We start from the raw sequence: 17327 nt of genomic DNA on the forward strand, positions 1-17327 counted from the left end.
GAGGCCGTCGGGCGATTCGTCAGTGGACGACGGTGCCGATCTTGTCGCCGATGATGGCCTTGCGCAGGTTGCCTTCTCCCTCCATCCCGAAGACGTGCATCGGCAGCCGGTTGTCCATGCACAGGGAGAACGCGGTGGCGTCGACGACCTTGAGGCCGCGCTGCAGCGCTTCCTGGTAGGTGATCTGGGAGAGCTTCTCGGCGTCCGGGTTGACCTTCGGATCGGCGGTGTAGACGCCGTCGACGCCGTTCTTCGCGATGAGCACCTCGTCGGCGTGGATCTCGAGGGCACGCTGGGCCGCCACGGTGTCGGTGGAGAAGTAGGGCAGGCCGGCTCCGGCGCCGAAGATGACGACGCGGTTCTTCTCCATATGGCGCATGGCGCGGCGCGGAATGTAGGTCTCGGCCACCTGCGACATCGGTATCGCGGTCTGCACCCGGGTGTCGACTCCGGTCTGTTCGAGGAAGTCCTGCAGCGCCAGGCAGTTCATCACGGTGCCGAGCATGCCCATATAGTCGGCGCGGGTGCGATCCATACCGCGCTGCGACAGTTCGGCTCCGCGGAAGAAGTTGCCGCCGCCGACGACGATGCTCACTTCGACGTCCTCGACCGTGGGCGCGACCTCGCGGGCGACCGCGGCCACGACATCGGGATCGACTCCGATCCTGCCGCCGCCGAAGACCTCACCGGAGAGCTTGAGCAGGACTCGCCTGCGGTGGGTGCGAACGGGGCGGCTGACGTGGCTGGATTCGTGAACCGGGGTGCTTGTCATTGAGTCCTTCTTCCGTGCGGGCAGGTCGATACCCGGGCAGATCGTCACTCGGGTTGGTCGTCGGAGCCAGTCTAGCGAAAAACGGGGTCGGACCCATCGGTCCGACCCCGTTGCCCGGGTGAGTTCTCACTCACCCGGGGAACCTGCGAAGCAGACGTCGGTCTGCTTCGCGGTCAGTGTGCTTCAGGCTCCGACGCGGTAGCGCAGGAAGCCGGTCGCCTTGACGCCTGCAGCCTCGAGCACCTTGCCCACGGACTGCTTGGGATCCTTGGCGAATCCCTGGTCGAGCAGGCAGTTCTCCTTGAAGAAGCCGTTGACGCGTCCTTCGATGATCTTCGGCATGGCCTGTTCGGGCTTGCCTTCGTTCTTCGCGGTGTCCTCGGCGATGCGGCGCTCGTTCTCGACGATGTCGGCCGGGACCTCATCGCGGGAGAAGTACTTCGGGCTCATGGCGGCGATGTGCACGGCGACATCGTGTGCCACGGTTTCGTCGTCGCCTTCGAAGGCCAGCAGCACACCGACCTGCGGGGGCAGGTCCTTGTTGGTGCGGTGCAGGTAGGACTCGACCTTCTGGCCCTCGATGCGACCCACGCGACGCAGGTCGACCTTCTCGCCCAGGGAAGCACCGGATTCGGTGATGAACTGCGAGACGGGCTTGCCGTCGGTCTCGGCGGCCAGCAGCGTCTCGGCCGAATCGGCCTGGTTGGCCACGGCCAGCTCGAGGACCTGGTCGGCGAGCTTGACGAAGGGCTCGGACTTCGCAACGAAGTCGGTCTCCGAGTTGAGTTCGATCATGGTGCCGACGCCGCCGTCCACCGAGGTGGCGACGAGGCCGTCGGAGGTCGAGCGACCCTCGCGCTTGGTAGCACCCTTGAGGCCCTTCACACGGAGTGCCTCCATGGCCTTGGCCTGGTCGCCGTCGGACTCGTCAAGAGCCTTCTTGACGTCCATCATTCCCGCGCCGGTCTTCTCGCGCAGTGCCTTGATGTCAGCGGCAGTGTAGTTTGCCATTCTCTCTCCTCAGGATGGTGGAGTTAAAGGAAATCAGGACTCTGTCGACTCGGTGGAGTCGGCAGCGGCTTCAGCGGCCGGAGCAGCTGCGGCGGCCTCAGCTTCAGCGGCCGGAGTGTCTTCGGCGGCCTGAGCGGCAGCTTCGGCGGGCGTCTCCTCGTCCGTCTTGCCTTCGAGCAGTTCGCGTTCCCATTCGGGCATGGGCTCGACGGCTGAGACGTTCTTCTCACCGGACTGCTCGTCCGAGGAGTGACGGGCGATGAGGCCCTCGGCCACGGCGTCGGCGACCACGCGGGTGAGCAGCGAGACCGAGCGGATGGCGTCGTCGTTGCCCGGGATCGGGTAGGTGACGTCGTCGGGATCGCAGTTGGTGTCGAGGATGCCGATGACCGGGATCCCGAGCTTCTTGGCTTCGTCGACGGCGAGGTGTTCCTTCTTGGTGTCGACGATCCAGACGGCCGACGGGGTGCGCTGCATGTCGCGGATGCCGCCGAGGGTCTTCTCGAGCTTGTCCTTCTCGCGACGCAGGATGAGCAGTTCCTTCTTGGTGTGCGAAGAACCTGCAACGTCGTCGAAGTCGATCTCTTCGAGTTCCTTGAGGCGGCGCAGACGCATCGAGATGGTCTGGAAGTTTGTGAGCATACCGCCGAGCCAACGCTGGTTGACGTAGGGCTGGCCCACGCGCTTGGCCTGTTCGGCGATGGATTCCTGGGCCTGCTTCTTGGTGCCGACGAAGAGGATCGAGCCGCCGTGGGCCACGGTCTCCTTGACGAACTCGAAGGCGTTGTCGATGTAGCCCAGCGACTTCTGCAGGTCGATGATGTAGATGCCGTTGCGCTCGGTGAAGATGAAGCGCTTCATCTTCGGGTTCCAACGACGTGTCTGGTGTCCGAAGTGAACGCCGCTGTCGAGCAGCTGGCGGATGGTGACGACGGCCATGCCGACGCCCTCCTTTCTGTGCACCCTTGAGGTGCCTTTGCGTCACGCGCGCGTCAGTCGCTGCGATCTCGGATCGAGGCGAGCGACTGAAGCGTCGATGACTGTTTTCGGTTGATGCCTGGTATCCGGTTCATCCGCCCCACAGACACACCTGGCAGTGGCCTGCACCACGGGACGGAGAAGAATTCGAATACGCGTAGTCAGAAGACACGCTTCTGCTGGGTTCAGTCTATCGCGGTCGGCCAATCCATTTCCAATCGACAGCGCCCTCGCCGAGGCGGCTCACCGGCATCCACGCCGAGGCGGCTCACCGGCACCCGCGAATGCGTCGACTTGCGCGTCAGAGCGTGTGGACAGTCGGGTCGGCCCCGGTGCAACGGGTCGCGCGCTGCGCCGATTCCGGTCGGCCGGCTCGCCGCACCCGTCCGTCTCACCTCGGCGGCTTGCGCATCGTCGCCTGCCGACTCGTGCGTCACTGTCTGCGGACAGCGGGCCGACTCGGCCGCCCCCGCCCTGTGGATCGTTCTGCCCTGTCCACAGACCGCTGCTGCGGGGATGACATCCGGACAGACGCCGACTTCCATGTCTCGTATGAACCCCTTCGCACACGACCCGCCTCCGCGCCGGCAGCGACATCGCAGGCACCGGCGAGCGGATGACGGCAACGGGCCCGGTCGGTTCCTCACCCTGGCCGTCCTGGCCTCGCTTCTCACCTCGGCGCTCATGCTGACGACCGCTCCCCCGGCCCCGGGCGCAACACCGCCAGCTGGAGAGTCGTCCCGGACATCGCAGGCCTCGATGGGTTCCGGCGCACGGAATTGGACCACTCCGATTCCGGCGATGGAGATCATCGGGGCCTTCGATCTGCCGGACGAACCGTGGCTGAAAGGCCATCGGGGAATCGATGTGCTCGCGGTCGAGAACGAACCGCTGCGGGCGCCGACGGCGGGCACCATCCGCTTCGCCGGGAGCGTCGCGGGTATGGATACGCTGAGCATCCTCACCGAGTCCGGGCATGTGCTGTCCTTCCAACCGGCTTCGACGTCGATGAGGAAGGGCGAGGCGTTCTCGGCCGGAGAGCGGATCGGCGCGGTCGGCGCCGGGGGCCACTGCGAACGTTCATGCCTGCACATCGGAGCCTGGCCGGCCGAGACCGATCAGCGCTACGTCGATCCCGCCAAGCTCTTCGGACAGGAGCAGTCCGTTCTGCTCCCGCTCTCTCGCAAACCAGCCGAGGAACCCACTGGCGGCGGCGATGCTACGACGTCGGGGGCCGGGGCCTGGGGCGGGCACAGCAACGGACGGATTCCCGCATCCGCCATGTGTGAGCTTGCCAGTGCTGCCGGTCAGATGCTGCGCTGCGACGCGCAGGCCGCGTTCGACCGGCTCTCCCGTGCTTTCGAGGCGCGGTTCGGTTCCCCGATCTCCGTCACCGATGCCTACCGTGACTATGCCACGCAGGTGATCCTCAAACGCCGCAAGGGCCGGATGGCCGCGACGCCGGGGACGTCGAACCATGGGTGGGCTCTGGCCGTCGATCTCGGCAGCGGCATCAATTCCTTCGGCAGCGCTCAGCATCGGTGGATGCGAGCCAATGCGCCGAGGTTCGGATGGATCCATCCCGGGTGGGCCCGGCAGTCGGGTTCGCTGCCCGAACCCTGGCACTGGGAGTTCCGCAAATGAGCGACGTCGCTGTCTGGCGGCGCGGGCAGCGCGTTCAGGCGCGAGGATGCGCCCGGCGGTAGGTCTCCTGCAGACGCTGCATCGAGACATGCGTGTAGATCTGGGTGCTGCTCATGGTGGAGTGGCCGAGCAGCTCCTGGATCTGACGCAGGTCGGCACCGCGGTCGAGCATATGCGTGGCCGCCGAGTGGCGCAGGCCGTGCGGGCCGATGTCGGGTGCGCTCGGATCATCGGTGCCGTACCTGTGCACGAGATCGCGCACCTGTCTGGCTCCGATGCGTCGGCCGCGGACTCCGAGGAACAGCGCCTCCCCGCTGTCGGGTCCGGCGAAGAGGTGACGGACGCTGAGCCAGGCGTCCAATGCTCGCTGGGCGGGTGCGCCGAAGGGCACGCGTCGTTCCTTGTTGCCCTTGCCGAGCACCGTGATCATCGCAGAGCGGTGGTCGACGTCGCTGCGGTCGAGGTCGGTCAGCTCGGATACGCGCACCGCAGTGGCGTAGAGCATCTCGAGGATCGCCGCGTCCCTGAGACGCTTGGCGGCGTCGAGCGGATCGTCGTCTCTCCCTCCGGACGACCGGCCCTCTGTCGCAGGGCCTCCGGCCGCGGGACCGTCCGATGGCGGAGCCTCCGCAGCGGAGATGAGTTCGGCCGCCTGATGCGGTTTCAGCACCGTGGGCAGGCGGGAGTCCTTCTTCGGCGTTCGCAGACGCGCCGCCGGATTGTTCGACAGCCCCAGTCTGTTCACACCGAAGGCGAAGAAGGATCTGACGGCTGCGATCTTGCGTGCCACCGTGGACTTCGCGGCTCCGGCATCGTCGAGAGCGATCAGCCAGGACCGCAGATCGTCGAGTTCGATCGCAGCGACATCGATGCGCGCTGTCTCCATCTGTGATGGGCGCTTCTGCTCTTCGGCGCGTTTCCCGAGCCGCACCTTCGTCGAGTGCACGGCGTGGTCGAGGAAATCGGTGACATCGGAGACGTAGGCTCTGGCGGTGTGTTCGGAGACGTCACGCGACCTCAGGTGGTCGGCATAGCCGGACACCACCTCGGCGACGGTCGTTGATGTGCTCACATGCCCAGGATACGCGGAGGGACGACCAGGATTCATACCGGTTTCCGCAGTTTCACCCACCCGTTGTCGCGTCGTGTCGCCAGACCTGCCAGGTCGAGTGCGGCCAGGGCGTTGAGCGCATCGGCAACGGTCAGTCCCGCTCGGGACGCGAGCGTTCCGACGTCGAGTGCCTTGGTCGCGGACAGCGCGTTGAGGCAGATCTTCTCCCTCTCGTCGAGCGCATCGGTCGGGTCGGGACTCGTGTGCGCCCCGCGCTGTGCCCCGTTGGGCGCGCCGCTGGGTCGTGAGCGGTCGGCCTCGGCCTCGTCGAACAGTCTCGGGGCGTCATCGTCCATGAGCGACACGACATCATCGCTGCAGGTCACGAGTTCGGCCTCGTGCTCACGCACGAGCCGGTGGGCCCCGGTCGAGGAGGCCGAATAGACGGATCCGGGGAAGGCTGCCACCTGCCGGGAGAGTTCGAGGGCGTGCCGAGCGGTGTTGAGCGCACCGCTTCTCCATCCGGCCTCGACGACGACGCTCACCTGGGCAGAGGCGGCGATGAGTCGATTGCGCAGCAGGAAACGGTGCCGCATCGGGGTCATTCCCGGAGCGGTTTCGGACACGATGGCGCCGGTGGCGAGTATCTGTTCGAAGAGTTCGGCGTTCGCGGCCGGATAGAAGCGGTCCACTCCCCCGGCCATGAAGGCGAGCGTCGGCGCCTCACGGGCGATCGCGGACCGATGTGCGGCCGCATCGATGCCGAATGCTCCGCCGGAGACGACGGTGATGCCGCGGGCCGCGAGGTCCCAGGCGAGGTCGGAGGCACACTTGGTCCCATAGCTGCTCGCGGCGCGGGCCCCGACGACGGCGACGGCCCGCCTGAGCACGGCGTCGAGGCCGACGGCTCCGCGCACCCACAGGCCCAGCGGTGCGGCCGGACCCAGGTCGTCGAGCGCGTTCGGCCATTCCTCATCGCCGGGGATGACGAGCCGTCCGCCGATCCGTGCGACGCGCTCGAGGTCACGTTCGTCGGGCTGATCGCCGGCACGCACTGCCCATCGGTCGATCGCATCGGCCAGCTGCCCGTGCCCGGCCGCCTCGGCCCCGCTCGAGGCGAGTCCGGTGACCGCCTCAACCGCGGTCACCTCGCCGTCGGCGACGGCCGTGATGACCGAGTGTGTCGCGATCGGTCCGATCTCCTCGACCATTCGTTTGAGCAGCCCGTCGCCGGGTTCGCCGACCCGCAGCAAGGCCGCGATCGCAGCGCGGACCGAATCCGTCGTCCCTGCATCGAGTGCATCCACGTTCATGACTCCTGTGTCCTCAGGGCGAGCGCCGTTCGCATCGTGTCCGGGTCGGGGCCGCTCTTTCCCGCGAGGTCGGCCAGAGTGGTCGCCACCCGCAGCACCCGGTCGTACCCGCGCATCGTGATCCGCCCCGTATCGAGGGCCCGGTCGAGGTCGGCAAGTGCTGCAGGGGTGAGGTCGAAGTGGTCACGCAGCCAGGCTCCCGGCGCCTCGGCGTTGAGACGCCACCGACAGTCGGCGAAGCGCTCGGACTGTCGGCTGCGGGCCTCGCGAACGCGGGCGGCCACGCACTCGCTGGTCTCCTGGTCGCCGCCGAGGCGGAGATCGGCCGGAGAGACGGGAAGGAGTTCGAGCTGCAGGTCGACCCGGTCGAGCAGGGGCCCGGACAGCCGGTTGCGGTAGCGCCGTTTGTCCAATGGCGTGCACCGACAGTCCGTTCCGGCTCCGGCCATTCCGACTCCGCAGGGGCACGGGTTCGCGGCCATGACGAGCTGGAACGACGCCGGCAGCACCATGGACCCCCAGGCACGGTGGATGTGGACCCGACGGGCCTCCATCGGCTGCCGCAGCGCTTCGAGCACGTCCCGGGAGAACTCGGGGGCTTCGTCCATGAACAGCACACCGCGGTGTGCCCGGCTGAGTATGCCGACGGTGCCGGGCCGTCTGCCGCCGAGCAGCGCCGAGGCCGTGCTGCGATGGTGGGGCGCTTCGAAAGGCGGACGGTGATCGAGTCCTTCGCTGCCGTCGAGTTCTCCGCGCAGGGATCGCACAGTGGCCACTTCGACGGCCTCATCGTCATTCAGCGGCGGCAGGATGCCCGGCAGACATTGGGCGAGCAGCGTCTTTCCAGCTCCCGGAGTGCCGCGCATGAGCAGGTTGTGGCCTCCCGCGGCGGCGACCTCGAGACCGAAACGGCCCTCGGCTTGGCCCTGGACCTCGGCGAGATCGTGGAGTTCCGGGGAGAGGGGAACAGGACGGTCCATGTCGAGCACGGCCGGCAGCGGCGGCACCGCCAGCGATCCGCCGTAGCTGTTGACGAGCTCGGCCAGGGAGGCCACGGCGAGGACCCTCGCACGTCCCAGCAGAGACGCCTCGGAGGCGTTGCCGACGGGGACGACGAAGCGGTCGAAGCCCGACTGCATGCCGGTGTGCAGGGCCGGCAGCACTCCGGTGACGGGCCGGATCCTGCCGTCGAGGCCGATCTCTCCGCAGTGGATGATGTCCCCGGTGTCATCGTTGTCGATCAGGCCCAGCGCCTTGAGCACGGCGACCGCGATCCCGAGGTCGAATCCGGTGCCGATCTTCGGCACCGTGCCCGGGGTGAGGTTGATCGTCAGATGCTGGGACGCCACGGGAGCGCCGAGGTAGGCCAGTGCCGCGCGCAGCCGTTTGCGGGATTCGCTCACCGAGGTGTCCGGCAGTCCGACGATGTCGATGCCCGGCAGTCCGGCGCTGACACCTGCCTCGATGGACACGATCTTCCCGCTCAGGCCCCACAGGGCGACGGCCGAGGCTCGTCCGATGACTTCGGCGGAGGACTCGCTGCTCATGAGTCGCCCTGGATGTTCGGGCAGTGGAAGTACTGCAGGCGCGGCTCGGTGATGATGCCGAGAGCATCGATCCGGGTGGCGGGGAAGTATTCGGGCTGTCCGCTCAGCCAGATGCTGGCCAGCATGCGGATGCGGGCGAGCTTCGTCGCGGTCACAGCCTCCAGCGGAGAGCCGAGGGCGGCGGTGCGGCGGGTCTTGACTTCGACGAAGACCGCGGTCTCACCGTCGCGGGCGATGATATCGAGTTCCCCGCGGGGACATCTGAAGTTGCGTTCGATGATCACGAGGCCGGCGTCTTCCAAGAACGCGGCCGCCAGATCCTCGCCCCTGCCGCCCAGAGCCTGTCGGCGCATGCCTGCGGCAGTGCGTGTCCGGCCTGTTGTTCGTTTCGGTCCCATGTCGGTCAGATGACCATGTGCGGGACAGCAGTGGGAAGAGCAGGTTCTCTGCCTGTGGATGGGACTCGGGAATCCACAGGCCCCTCACGCCGAAGTCAGCGACTCATCCACCGCGCGGGGCGCTCAAGTCGATGCCGGCGCGCTCAACCGGTCTGCTCAACCGGCTCAACCGGCTTACCCGGCCGAGGCTCGGTCAGCCGCGGATCGCGGTCGGCGGCTCGAGATCGGATTTGGCGATCTCCTCGATGTTGACGTCCTTGAAGGTCAGCACGTGCACGGTCTTGATGAATCGTGCCGAACGGTAGCTGTCCCAGACCCAGGCATCGCGCAGGGTCAGTTCGAAGTACACGTCGCCGGCGTCGTTGTGGGCCTTGAGATCGACGTGGTTGGCGAGGTAGAAGCGGCGTTCGGTCTCGACGACATAGGCGAAGAGACCGACGACATCACGATATTCCTTGTACAGCTGGAGCTCGAGCTGAGCTTCGTAGTCGTCCAGATCATCGGCGCTCATGACACGCCCTCCTTCGCTTCTGAAACCGCATGCAAGCGGAAGCTTCTCCGGTGGTGGATGCTGAGACCGAAGTCGACGATGCCCTGCCGGTGCTTCGCCGTCCCATATCCGACGTTCGATTCCCAACCATAGTGGGGATGGTCCGTCGCGAGTGCGATCATCGCCTCGTCGCGTCGGACTTTCGCGACGATGCTCGCCGCAGCGATCGTGGGCACGCACCCGTCTCCCTTGATGACGGTGCGCACCGGAGGCAGCTCCAGCTCGGCGCAGTCGCCGAATATCCCCAGGCAGTCGAGGGTGAGTGGGGCCGAGAGCCAATCGTGTCTGCCGTCGAGGAGGACCATCGTGCGTTCGGGGAGAACCGGCGTCGGCCCCAGACCCGTGAGCACCTCGAGCATGGCGCGCCGTCCGGCGAGGTTGAGCGCCATGGTCATGCCGATGTCATCGAGTTCGCCCGGGCTCGTCGATCCCACGGCCGCAGCCGTCGCCCAGGTCCGCACTCGGTCTGTGGCCTCCTGCCTGGTGCGTGCGCTCAGCTGCTTCGAGTCGTGGATTCCGTCGGGCACCTCGGCGGCGGTGAGCGTGCGGAGATCGAAGACCGCGACGCCTACGCTGACGGGGCCGGCCAGTGCGCCGCGGCCCACCTCGTCGACGCCGATGACGAAATCGAAGCCTTCGCTCAGCAGTCCGCGTTCGACGCTGAGGTCGGTCAGTCCTCGTGCCCCCATCAGTCCCCGGTGATTCCTGCCGATGCCGGCACTTCGGCGAACACGTCTTCGGGGGTGCTCACCCAGCTGAAGTGCTTGAACGGCCAGTTGATGAGGAACACGGTGCCCACCACGTCGTCCTGCGAGACGAAGGGATCGGAGTCCATGTGGTAGCGGGAGTCGGCGGAATTGCTGCGGTTGTCGCCCATCACCCAGTAGTGGCCCTCGGGCACGGTGACCTCGAAATCGACCTCCGAGGGGGCGGTCCCCTCGTCGAGGTAGGTTTCGTCGATGGATTCGCCGTTGACCATGAGACGTCCCTGGGAATCGCAGCATTCTATGGTGTCGCCGCCGACGCCGATGACGCGTTTGATGAGCTGTTTCCCGGCGTCCGAGGGCGCTAGGCCGATGAACTCGAGGATCGGGTTGGGCGTGTACTGAGAGGTCTCGGCGGCCGAGAGCCAGTGATCGGGATCATCGAAGACGATGATGTCGCCGCGATCGGCAGGTCCGAAGCGCGGGGCGAGTTGGTTGACGAGCACGCGGTCATCGACCTGCAGGGTGGTCATCATGGATTCCGAGGGAATGTAGAACGAGCGGACGACCCACGTCTTCAGCGCGGTGGAGATGAGCAGGGCGATGACGATGATCGCCAAGGTCTCGAGCAGCCCGCGGGCGAAGCGCTTCGAGGCTGGGGGCGGGGACGCTTCGGATTCGCTTGACATTCATTCGCTTTCACATCGGACCACGGTTTCCGCTGGGGACTGAAATGAGCGTACCAGCACGACACTGCTTCGGCGCTCAGCCTGCGCGGGGTTCCGTGCGAACGCTCAGCCGGTGTGTTTTCCGCCTCGCCGAGGCGGGGCTCAGTCGACCGAGGACCCGTGCCCGATCACGGGCCCGATGACCCGATCGGTGGGGATGAATCCGCCGCCGGGACGGCCCAGCAGGGAACGCGAGTCGGCGGAGTCGCTGCGGTTGTCGCCCATCACCCACATGGTGTCGGCGGGGACTGCGACGGAGAATTCGACCGCCGAGGCGGGGTTCGGGGCATAGTCCTCGTTCAGGGGCTCGCCGTTGAGCAGGAGGCGGCCCTTCGCATCGCAACACTGGAGAGTGTCGCCGCCGAGGGCGATCACGCGTTTGACGTAGTAGACGTCGCGGGGGCCGAGGCCGACCCAGGAGCCGACCTTCTGCAGCGGGGTCGGCAGCGCGTCGTCGACGAAGGAGCCGCGCCCGTCGAAGACGACGATGTCACCGCGTTGGATGTCACCACTCAGCGCATCCGGCCGCCACACCGTGATCGAGTCATCGACTTCGAGGGTCGGCTGCATCGATGCGCTGGGAATGGTGAAGCGCTGGATGACGAACCCGCGGATCGCCCCGCCGAGGACGACGATGACGACCGCGATGATCCCGACCGTCTTCCAGAACCGGGCCGAAGACAGAAGACGCGACCCGAAGGTCGCGTCTTCATGTCTGTTCGGCACGGTGTGATCGTCTCCCACGGTGCCGGTCAAATCAGGCCTTTTCGCGGATGCGAGCAGCCTTGCCGCGCAGTTCGCGCAGGTAGTAGAGCTTCGCGCGACGGACGTCGCCGCGGGCGAGCACCTCGATCTTGTCGACGTTGGGCGAGTGCACCGGGAAGGTGCGCTCCACACCGACGCCGAAGCTGATCTTACGGACGGTGAAGGTCTCGCGGACTCCGTCGCCCTGGCGGCGTATGACGATTCCCTTGAAGACCTGGATACGCGAGCGCGAGCCCTCGATCACCTTGACGTGAACGTTGAGGGTGTCGCCGGCGCGGAATTCGGGAACGTCGGACTTCAGCGAGGCTGCATCAACAACATCGAGCTTCTGCATTGTGGTTTCTCCTGTGGCCCCAGCTTCAGGTCGAGGACACGCATATCGGACCGGTGTACCGGTGACTGGATCGTCTGTCGGGATCTCTCCCCGGAGACCGCCGGTTCGGATCCGGCGGTCCGCTGTGGGCACTCATCCCCCTGAAGCAGGTGAGGGCCAACAAACGCGACGGTTCATTCTGCCACGTTTCAGCGCTGGGACTCAAACCGCTCCAGCGCGGTCCGGTCCTCCTCGCTCAGGTCCGCGAGCCGAGCGAGCAGATCCGGTCTGACCTCGGCCGTGCGTTCGAGACGTCGGTCACGTCGCCACCTGGCGATCGCTGCGTGGTTGCCGCTGAGCAGGATCTCGGGCACCTCACGTCCCCGCCAGTTCGACGGTTTCGTATAGATCGGATACTCGAGCAGACCGTCTTCGTGGCTCTCCTCGGTCAGGGACTCGGGATTGCCGATGACCCCGGGGATGAGGCGGCTGATGGCTTCGATCATCACCATCGAGGCGACCTCTCCGCCGTTGAGGACATAGTCGCCGATGCTCATGGGCCGCAGTTCGAAGTGCTCTGCGGCCCAATCGATGACTCTCTGGTCGATGCCCTCGTAGCGGCCGCAGGCGAACACCAGGTGGTCGACGCCGGCGAGGTCCTCGGCGATGCGCTGGTCGAACACGGCGCCGGCGGGGCTGGGGACGATGAGCGTCGGCTTGGCGGAGCCACCGCCGTGCCCGGCACGACCGGCGAGGACGTGTTCGAGCGCCAGCGCCCAGGGCTCGGCCTTCATAACCATGCCGGCTCCCCCTCCGTAGGGTGAGTCGTCGACAGTGTTGTGCCGGTCGAAGGTGAAGTCACGGAGGTCGTGGACGTTGAGCCTCAGCAGCCCGCGGTCGACGGCCTTGCCGATGAGGGACAGCTGCAGTCCGGCGAGGTACTCGGGGAAGATCGAGACGACGTCGATCGCCATCTGCGGGACCGTCGCCTCGGTGGGGGCGGGATTCGGTTCGCTCATCGGACTCATCATTCGGCGTCGAAGAGGCCGGCGGGCGGGGTGACCTCGAGGCGCCCGGCTTCGACGTCGACCTCGGGCACGATCGCGGTGACGAACGGGATGAGCACCACATGCCCGAGCGTGTGCTTCATGTGCAGCAGGTCCTGGGCGATGCCGTTGGTGACGTCGACGATCTCTCCGACGATCTCGTCGTTCTCATAGACCATGAGTCCGATGAGGTCGTCGAGGTACCAGGCGTCGGAGTCCTCATCCTCCTCGTCCTGTTCGGCGAGGATGAGGGTGTTGCGGATCTCCTCGGCGCGGTTGCGGTCGGGGACCTCGTCGAAGGCCAGGAGCAGGCGGTCGCGGTGCCACCTCGCCGACTTCAGCGTCAGCGGTCCGATATCGGGATCGGTGGCGAAGCTCGCTCCGGGAGTCAGCCGGTCCTCGGGTCGGTCGGTGCGCACCTCGACGGTGAACTCGCCCTTGATTCCGTGCGGCTTGCCCAGCCGGGCGATCACCGTGTCCATACTGCTCCTCGAAGATTGCTGTCGATGTCTGTCCGGCCGACCACGCGCATCGGTGGCTGCACTTGCGGTCAGTCGGCCGACCGCCGTGTTCTGGCTCCAGTGTAGTCGACGACCGGTGCGTGAATGCACGAGAGGGGATGCAGCGCATATGCACTGCATCCCCTCTCGGATGTTCGAAATTACGCCTCGATGAGGTCCACTCGCACCGACTCACGGCCGGCCAGCGAGTTCATCACGGTGCGCAGGGCCTTGGCGGTCCTGCCTGCACGGCCGATGACCCGGCCGAGATCGTCGGGGTGAACCCGGACCTCGAGGGTCGTGCCGCGCTGCGAAGAACGCGAACGAACGGAGACGTCGTCGGGATGATCGACGATTCCGCGGACCAGATGTTCGAGCGAATCAGGCAACATCTCAGGCTTCAGCACTTTCTTCCGCAGTCTCGGGTGCGGCTTCCTCGGCAGGGGCCTCGGACTTGCCGCCCTTCTGGGTGATGGCTTCCTTGATCACCGAGTCGGCGTTGGGAGCCACATAGGCTTCCTTCTCCTGCTGCGGCTTGACGGTGTTGACCGCTTCGCCCTCGCCGGTGAACTTCTGCCAGTCACCGGTGAGCTTGAGCAGTGCACGCACCTGATCAGTGGGCTGGGCGCCCACCGAGAGCCAGTACTGAGCGCGCTCGGAGTCGATCTCCACGACCGAGGGCTCGCGCGTCGGGTGGTAGATGCCGATCTGCTCTTTTGCCTTGCCGTCACGACGCGTGCGCGAATCCATGACGACGACGCGGTAGAAGGGTGCACGGATCTTGCCCATGCGGGTCAGACGAATTTTGACTGCCACTTTAGTGGTGTCTCCTTTTGTGTTCTGTGTGCACAGCTGATCCAGAAGAATCGTGGGGTTGACCTGCTGGAAGCCGCGGCTCGGACTATCGCCTCGGTGCGGTTGAGAGGGCCCGGACCGAGAGCAAAAGTACAAGAGTCAATTGTGCCAGAAGCCTCTACTTCTTGCCACCTGGGAAGATTCCGCCGAAGCCCTTCGGCAGGTTCGCCGGATCGAATTCCTCGTCCTTGTCCAGATCGACGCCGCCGAAGGCCGAGCCGACCGGGTCCTTGGTCTTGCCGGCCTTCCTGTCGGCCAGCTCCTGCGCCTCCTGCGCACGCTTGGCCGGGTTGCCGGACTGGCCGCCCTTGCGGCCCTTCTTCTTCCCTGCTGCCTTCTTCTTGCGATTTCCGGCGCCACCGGCCGCGCCGCCCATTCCGGGCATCTGGGGCATGCCGCCGCCACCGGGCATTCCCGGCATTCCGCCGCCGCGGGTCATCGATCGCATCATCTTCTGCGCCTGCGTGAAGCGCTCCATGAGCTGGTTGACCGCGGTGACGGTGGTGCCGGCGCCCTTGGCGATGCGGGCGCGGCGGGAGCCGTTGAGGATCTTCGGGTTCGACCGCTCGGTCGGTGTCATCGATCTCACAATCGCTTCGACCCGGTCGACCTCGCGTTCGTCGAAGTTCGCCAGCTGCTCCTTGTACTGGCTCATCCCGGGCATCATGCCCAGCATCTTCTTCATCGAGCCCATCTTCTTCAGGCCCGCCATCTGCGTGAGGAAGTCGTTGAGGTCGAAGTCTTCGCCGGCTTCGACCTTCTTCTTGAGCTTCTCGGTCTCCTTCTCGTCGAAGTTCTTCTCGGCCTGCTCGATGAGCGTCATGATGTCGCCCATGTCGAGGATCCGGTCAGCCATCCGATCGGGGTGGAACTGCTCGAAGTCCTTCATCGACTCACCGGTCGAAGCGAACATGATCGGCTTGCCGGTCACCTCGGCGACGGACAGCGCGGCACCGCCGCGGGAGTCGCCGTCGAGCTTCGAGAGCACGACACCGGTGAAGTCGACGCCGTCGAGGAACGCCTCGGCTGTCCTCACCGCGTCCTGACCGATCATCGCGTCGATGACGAAGAGGACCTCGTCGGGGCTGACGGCCGAGCGGATGTCGGCGGCCTGCTGCATGAGCTCCTCGTCGATGCCGAGGCGTCCGGCGGTGTCGACGATGACGACATCGTGGAGCTTCGACTTCGCGACCTCGATCGAGTCGGTGGCGACCTGGATCGGATCGCCGACTCCATTGCCCGGCTCGGGAGCGTAGACGACGGCTCCGGCGCGTTCGCCGACGATCTGGAGCTGGTTGACGGCGTTGGGTCGCTGCAGATCGGCGGCGACGAGCATCGGACGGTGGCCCTCGGACTTCAGCCAGTGGGCGAGCTTGCCGGCCAGCGTGGTCTTGCCGGCGCCCTGGAGTCCGGCGAGCATGATGACCGTCGGCGGACGCTTGGCGAAGTTGAGTCGCCGGGTCTGACCGCCGAGGATGCCCACGAGCTCGTCATTGACGATCTTGACGACCTGCTGGCCGGGGTTGAGCGCGCCCGAGACCTCCTCGGACAGGGCGCGTTCGCGGATCCGGCCGGTGAAGGCACGCACGACAGGCAGCGCGACGTCGGCATCGAGCAGGGCACGCCGGATCTCACGGATGGTGGCATCGACGTCCGCTTCGGACAGCCGGCCCTTCCCGCGCAGATTCTTGAAAGTCGCGGTGAGCCTGTCGGACAGGGAATTAAACACGTACAAGCCTTCTTCACGATGGTTCGGTCGACTCTCTAGACTAGCAACTCACCCGTGCCCGGCTGAAACCGCAGCCGCTGGGAATGCTCCGTGAGATCCCTCGCCGAGGCGGCCGGTCCGGCGCCGGTTCAGTCGAGCAGGGCGTCGACGAAGCCCTCGGCGGTGAAGGGGGCGAGGTCGTCGGCGCCCTCTCCCAGTCCGATGAGCTTGACCGGCACCCCGAGTTCGCGCTGGACGGCGACGACGATGCCGCCCTTGGCCGTGCCGTCGAGCTTCGTGAGCACGATGCCGGTGATGTCGACCGCCTCGGCGAAGACCTTCGCCTGCTGCATGCCGTTCTGCCCGGTGGTCGCATCGAGGACGAGGAGCACCTCGTCGATCTCGTGGCCCTCCCCCAGCGGGCGGGTGGCCACGCGCTTCACCTTGCCGAGCTCGTCCATGAGGCCGACCTTGTTCTGGAGGCGTCCGGCCGTGTCGATGAGGACGACATCGGCTCCGTCGGCCTGTCCCTTCTCGACCGCCGAATAGGCCACCGAGGCGGGATCGGCGCCTTCGTCCTTGCGCACGGTTTCGATGCCGACGCGTTCACCCCAGGTGGCCAGCTGTTCGGCGGCAGCGGCACGGAAGGTGTCCGCGGCGCCCAGCAGCACGGTCTTGTCCTCGGCGACGAGCACGCGAGCGATCTTGCCCACGGTCGTCGTCTTCCCGGAACCGTTGACTCCGACGACGAGGATGACCGCGGGATCGTCTCCGGCGCCGGTATCGGCCAGGGACCGGTCCATGGTCGGATCGACGAGGGTGATGAGCTCTTCGCGCAGCAGTCCGCGCACCTCGTCGGGGTCTCTGGTGCCGAGCACCTTGACGCGTTCGCGCAGGCGATCGACGAGTTCCGTGGTCGGTTCGACACCGACGTCGGCGAGGATGAGCGTGTCCTCGATCTCCTCCCACGCCGATTCGTCGAGGTTGTCCCGCGACAGGAGGTTGAGCAGTCCGCGCCCGAGCCCGGAGTTCGACTTCGCGAGCCGTTCGCGCAGACGCACGAGGCGGCTGGCCGGCTCTGTGGGCACTTCGGAGCCGCGGGCCTCGGCCTTCTCCTTCTCGACCGCCTCGGCGACCTCGTCGATGCTCAGCTCGCCGGTGACGTCGGCATCGATGCTGTGCTTGTCGCGCAGTCCCTTCTTCTGTGCGTTGACGCGCAGGGTGATGCCCAGCGCGACGACGAGAATGAAGACGATGGTCGCGACGATGAGCAGGATGATCGGCTGATCCATTGTTCTTCCGCCTCCTTTGAGCACCACCGGGCGGGCCGGCGGCACTCGAGTCCCCGGATTCTGCCGGGCTCGTGTCTTCTTTTCGGTTCACACGCCGGAATCAGTCGGCGCGGTCCCCGCTGGGGTGGGCCCCGACCGTTCGGGACCCGGTT

19 protein-coding genes are annotated in these 17327 nt (G+C 66.5%); 1 reads left to right on the forward strand and 18 read right to left on the reverse strand.

Translation table 11 applies throughout. The annotated features are described in order from the left end of the window. Positions 1-19: 19 nt before the first annotated feature. The 3 genes from pyrH to rpsB form a co-directional block, all read right to left on the reverse strand. The gene (pyrH, locus tag IIE29_RS00735; protein WP_209323291.1) at positions 20-772 is read right to left on the reverse strand and encodes a UMP kinase; all 753 of its coding nucleotides are present in this window, start codon (positions 770-772) and stop codon (positions 20-22) included. Between the two features lie 183 nt (positions 773-955). After that, the gene (tsf, locus tag IIE29_RS00740; protein ID WP_209323292.1) at positions 956-1783 is read right to left on the reverse strand and encodes a translation elongation factor Ts; all 828 of its coding nucleotides are present in this window, start codon (positions 1781-1783) and stop codon (positions 956-958) included. Between the two features lie 33 nt (positions 1784-1816). Beyond that, entirely contained in the window at positions 1817-2722 is a 906-nt protein-coding gene (rpsB, locus tag IIE29_RS00745) for a 30S ribosomal protein S2 (protein ID WP_209323293.1), read from the reverse strand. A gap of 591 nt (positions 2723-3313) precedes the next feature. Between rpsB and IIE29_RS00750 the strand changes: the two genes are divergently transcribed. Further along, the gene (locus IIE29_RS00750) at positions 3314-4405 is read left to right on the forward strand and encodes a D-alanyl-D-alanine carboxypeptidase family protein (RefSeq protein ID WP_246475631.1); all 1092 of its coding nucleotides are present in this window, start codon (positions 3314-3316) and stop codon (positions 4403-4405) included. Positions 4406-4439: 34 nt separating this feature from the next. On the opposite strand, the gene IIE29_RS00755 is transcribed toward IIE29_RS00750, so the two are convergent. The 15 genes from IIE29_RS00755 to ftsY form a co-directional block, all read right to left on the reverse strand. Continuing rightward, positions 4440-5477 carry a tyrosine recombinase XerC gene (locus tag IIE29_RS00755; protein WP_209323294.1) on the reverse strand — a complete coding sequence of 346 codons (1038 nt, stop codon included), beginning with the start codon at positions 5475-5477 and terminating at the stop codon, positions 4440-4442. A 32-nt stretch (positions 5478-5509) separates the two neighbouring features. Further along, positions 5510-6769: a DNA-processing protein DprA gene (gene dprA, locus IIE29_RS00760; RefSeq protein WP_209323295.1), complete on the reverse strand. Its 1260-nt coding sequence runs from the start codon at positions 6767-6769 to the stop codon at positions 5510-5512. Further along, a complete protein-coding gene (locus IIE29_RS00765; protein ID WP_209323296.1) occupies positions 6766-8316 on the reverse strand; it encodes a YifB family Mg chelatase-like AAA ATPase in 1551 nt (516 codons plus the stop codon). Before IIE29_RS00765 ends, dprA begins: the two co-directional genes overlap by 4 nt. Beyond that, a complete protein-coding gene (locus IIE29_RS00770) occupies positions 8313-8669 on the reverse strand; it encodes a YraN family protein (RefSeq protein WP_209323297.1) in 357 nt (118 codons plus the stop codon). The genes IIE29_RS00765 and IIE29_RS00770 overlap by 4 nt, the downstream gene beginning before the upstream one ends. A gap of 238 nt (positions 8670-8907) precedes the next feature. Next, positions 8908-9225, reverse strand: coding sequence for a DUF2469 domain-containing protein (locus IIE29_RS00775; protein WP_209323298.1), 318 nt, complete (start codon positions 9223-9225; stop codon positions 8908-8910). Next, the gene (locus IIE29_RS00780) at positions 9222-9953 is read right to left on the reverse strand and encodes a ribonuclease HII (RefSeq protein WP_209323299.1); all 732 of its coding nucleotides are present in this window, start codon (positions 9951-9953) and stop codon (positions 9222-9224) included. The genes IIE29_RS00775 and IIE29_RS00780 overlap by 4 nt, the downstream gene beginning before the upstream one ends. Beyond that, positions 9953-10657: a signal peptidase I gene (gene lepB, locus IIE29_RS00785; protein ID WP_209323300.1), complete on the reverse strand. Its 705-nt coding sequence runs from the start codon at positions 10655-10657 to the stop codon at positions 9953-9955. The genes IIE29_RS00780 and lepB (IIE29_RS00785) overlap by 1 nt, the downstream gene beginning before the upstream one ends. A gap of 141 nt (positions 10658-10798) precedes the next feature. Beyond that, positions 10799-11422 (reverse strand): signal peptidase I, encoded by a 624-nt coding sequence (gene lepB / locus IIE29_RS00790; RefSeq protein WP_209323301.1) that lies wholly within the window; start codon positions 11420-11422, stop codon positions 10799-10801. Positions 11423-11453: 31 nt separating this feature from the next. Further along, positions 11454-11795 carry a 50S ribosomal protein L19 gene (gene rplS, locus IIE29_RS00795; RefSeq protein WP_209323302.1) on the reverse strand — a complete coding sequence of 114 codons (342 nt, stop codon included), beginning with the start codon at positions 11793-11795 and terminating at the stop codon, positions 11454-11456. A gap of 188 nt (positions 11796-11983) precedes the next feature. Further along, the gene (gene trmD, locus IIE29_RS00800) at positions 11984-12748 is read right to left on the reverse strand and encodes a tRNA (guanosine(37)-N1)-methyltransferase TrmD (protein WP_209324081.1); all 765 of its coding nucleotides are present in this window, start codon (positions 12746-12748) and stop codon (positions 11984-11986) included. Positions 12749-12801: 53 nt separating this feature from the next. Then, complete coding sequence (rimM, locus tag IIE29_RS00805; RefSeq protein ID WP_209323303.1) at positions 12802-13302, reverse strand: ribosome maturation factor RimM; 501 nt, start codon at positions 13300-13302, stop codon at positions 12802-12804. A gap of 179 nt (positions 13303-13481) precedes the next feature. Next, positions 13482-13712 (reverse strand): RNA-binding protein, encoded by a 231-nt coding sequence (locus tag IIE29_RS00810; protein WP_025777320.1) that lies wholly within the window; start codon positions 13710-13712, stop codon positions 13482-13484. Position 13713: 1 nt separating this feature from the next. Beyond that, positions 13714-14136, reverse strand: a complete 423-nt coding sequence (rpsP, locus tag IIE29_RS00815; protein ID WP_209323304.1) for a 30S ribosomal protein S16 — start codon at positions 14134-14136, stop codon at positions 13714-13716. A 157-nt stretch (positions 14137-14293) separates the two neighbouring features. Then, the gene (gene ffh, locus IIE29_RS00820; protein ID WP_209323305.1) at positions 14294-15904 is read right to left on the reverse strand and encodes a signal recognition particle protein; all 1611 of its coding nucleotides are present in this window, start codon (positions 15902-15904) and stop codon (positions 14294-14296) included. 128 nt (positions 15905-16032) lie between these two features. Then, entirely contained in the window at positions 16033-17175 is a 1143-nt protein-coding gene (ftsY, locus tag IIE29_RS00825; RefSeq protein WP_209323306.1) for a signal recognition particle-docking protein FtsY, read from the reverse strand. Positions 17176-17327 lie beyond the last annotated feature (152 nt).

The sequence above is a fragment of the Brevibacterium renqingii genome, assembly GCF_017808095.1.
GTDB lineage: Bacteria > Actinomycetota > Actinomycetes > Actinomycetales > Brevibacteriaceae > Brevibacterium > Brevibacterium renqingii.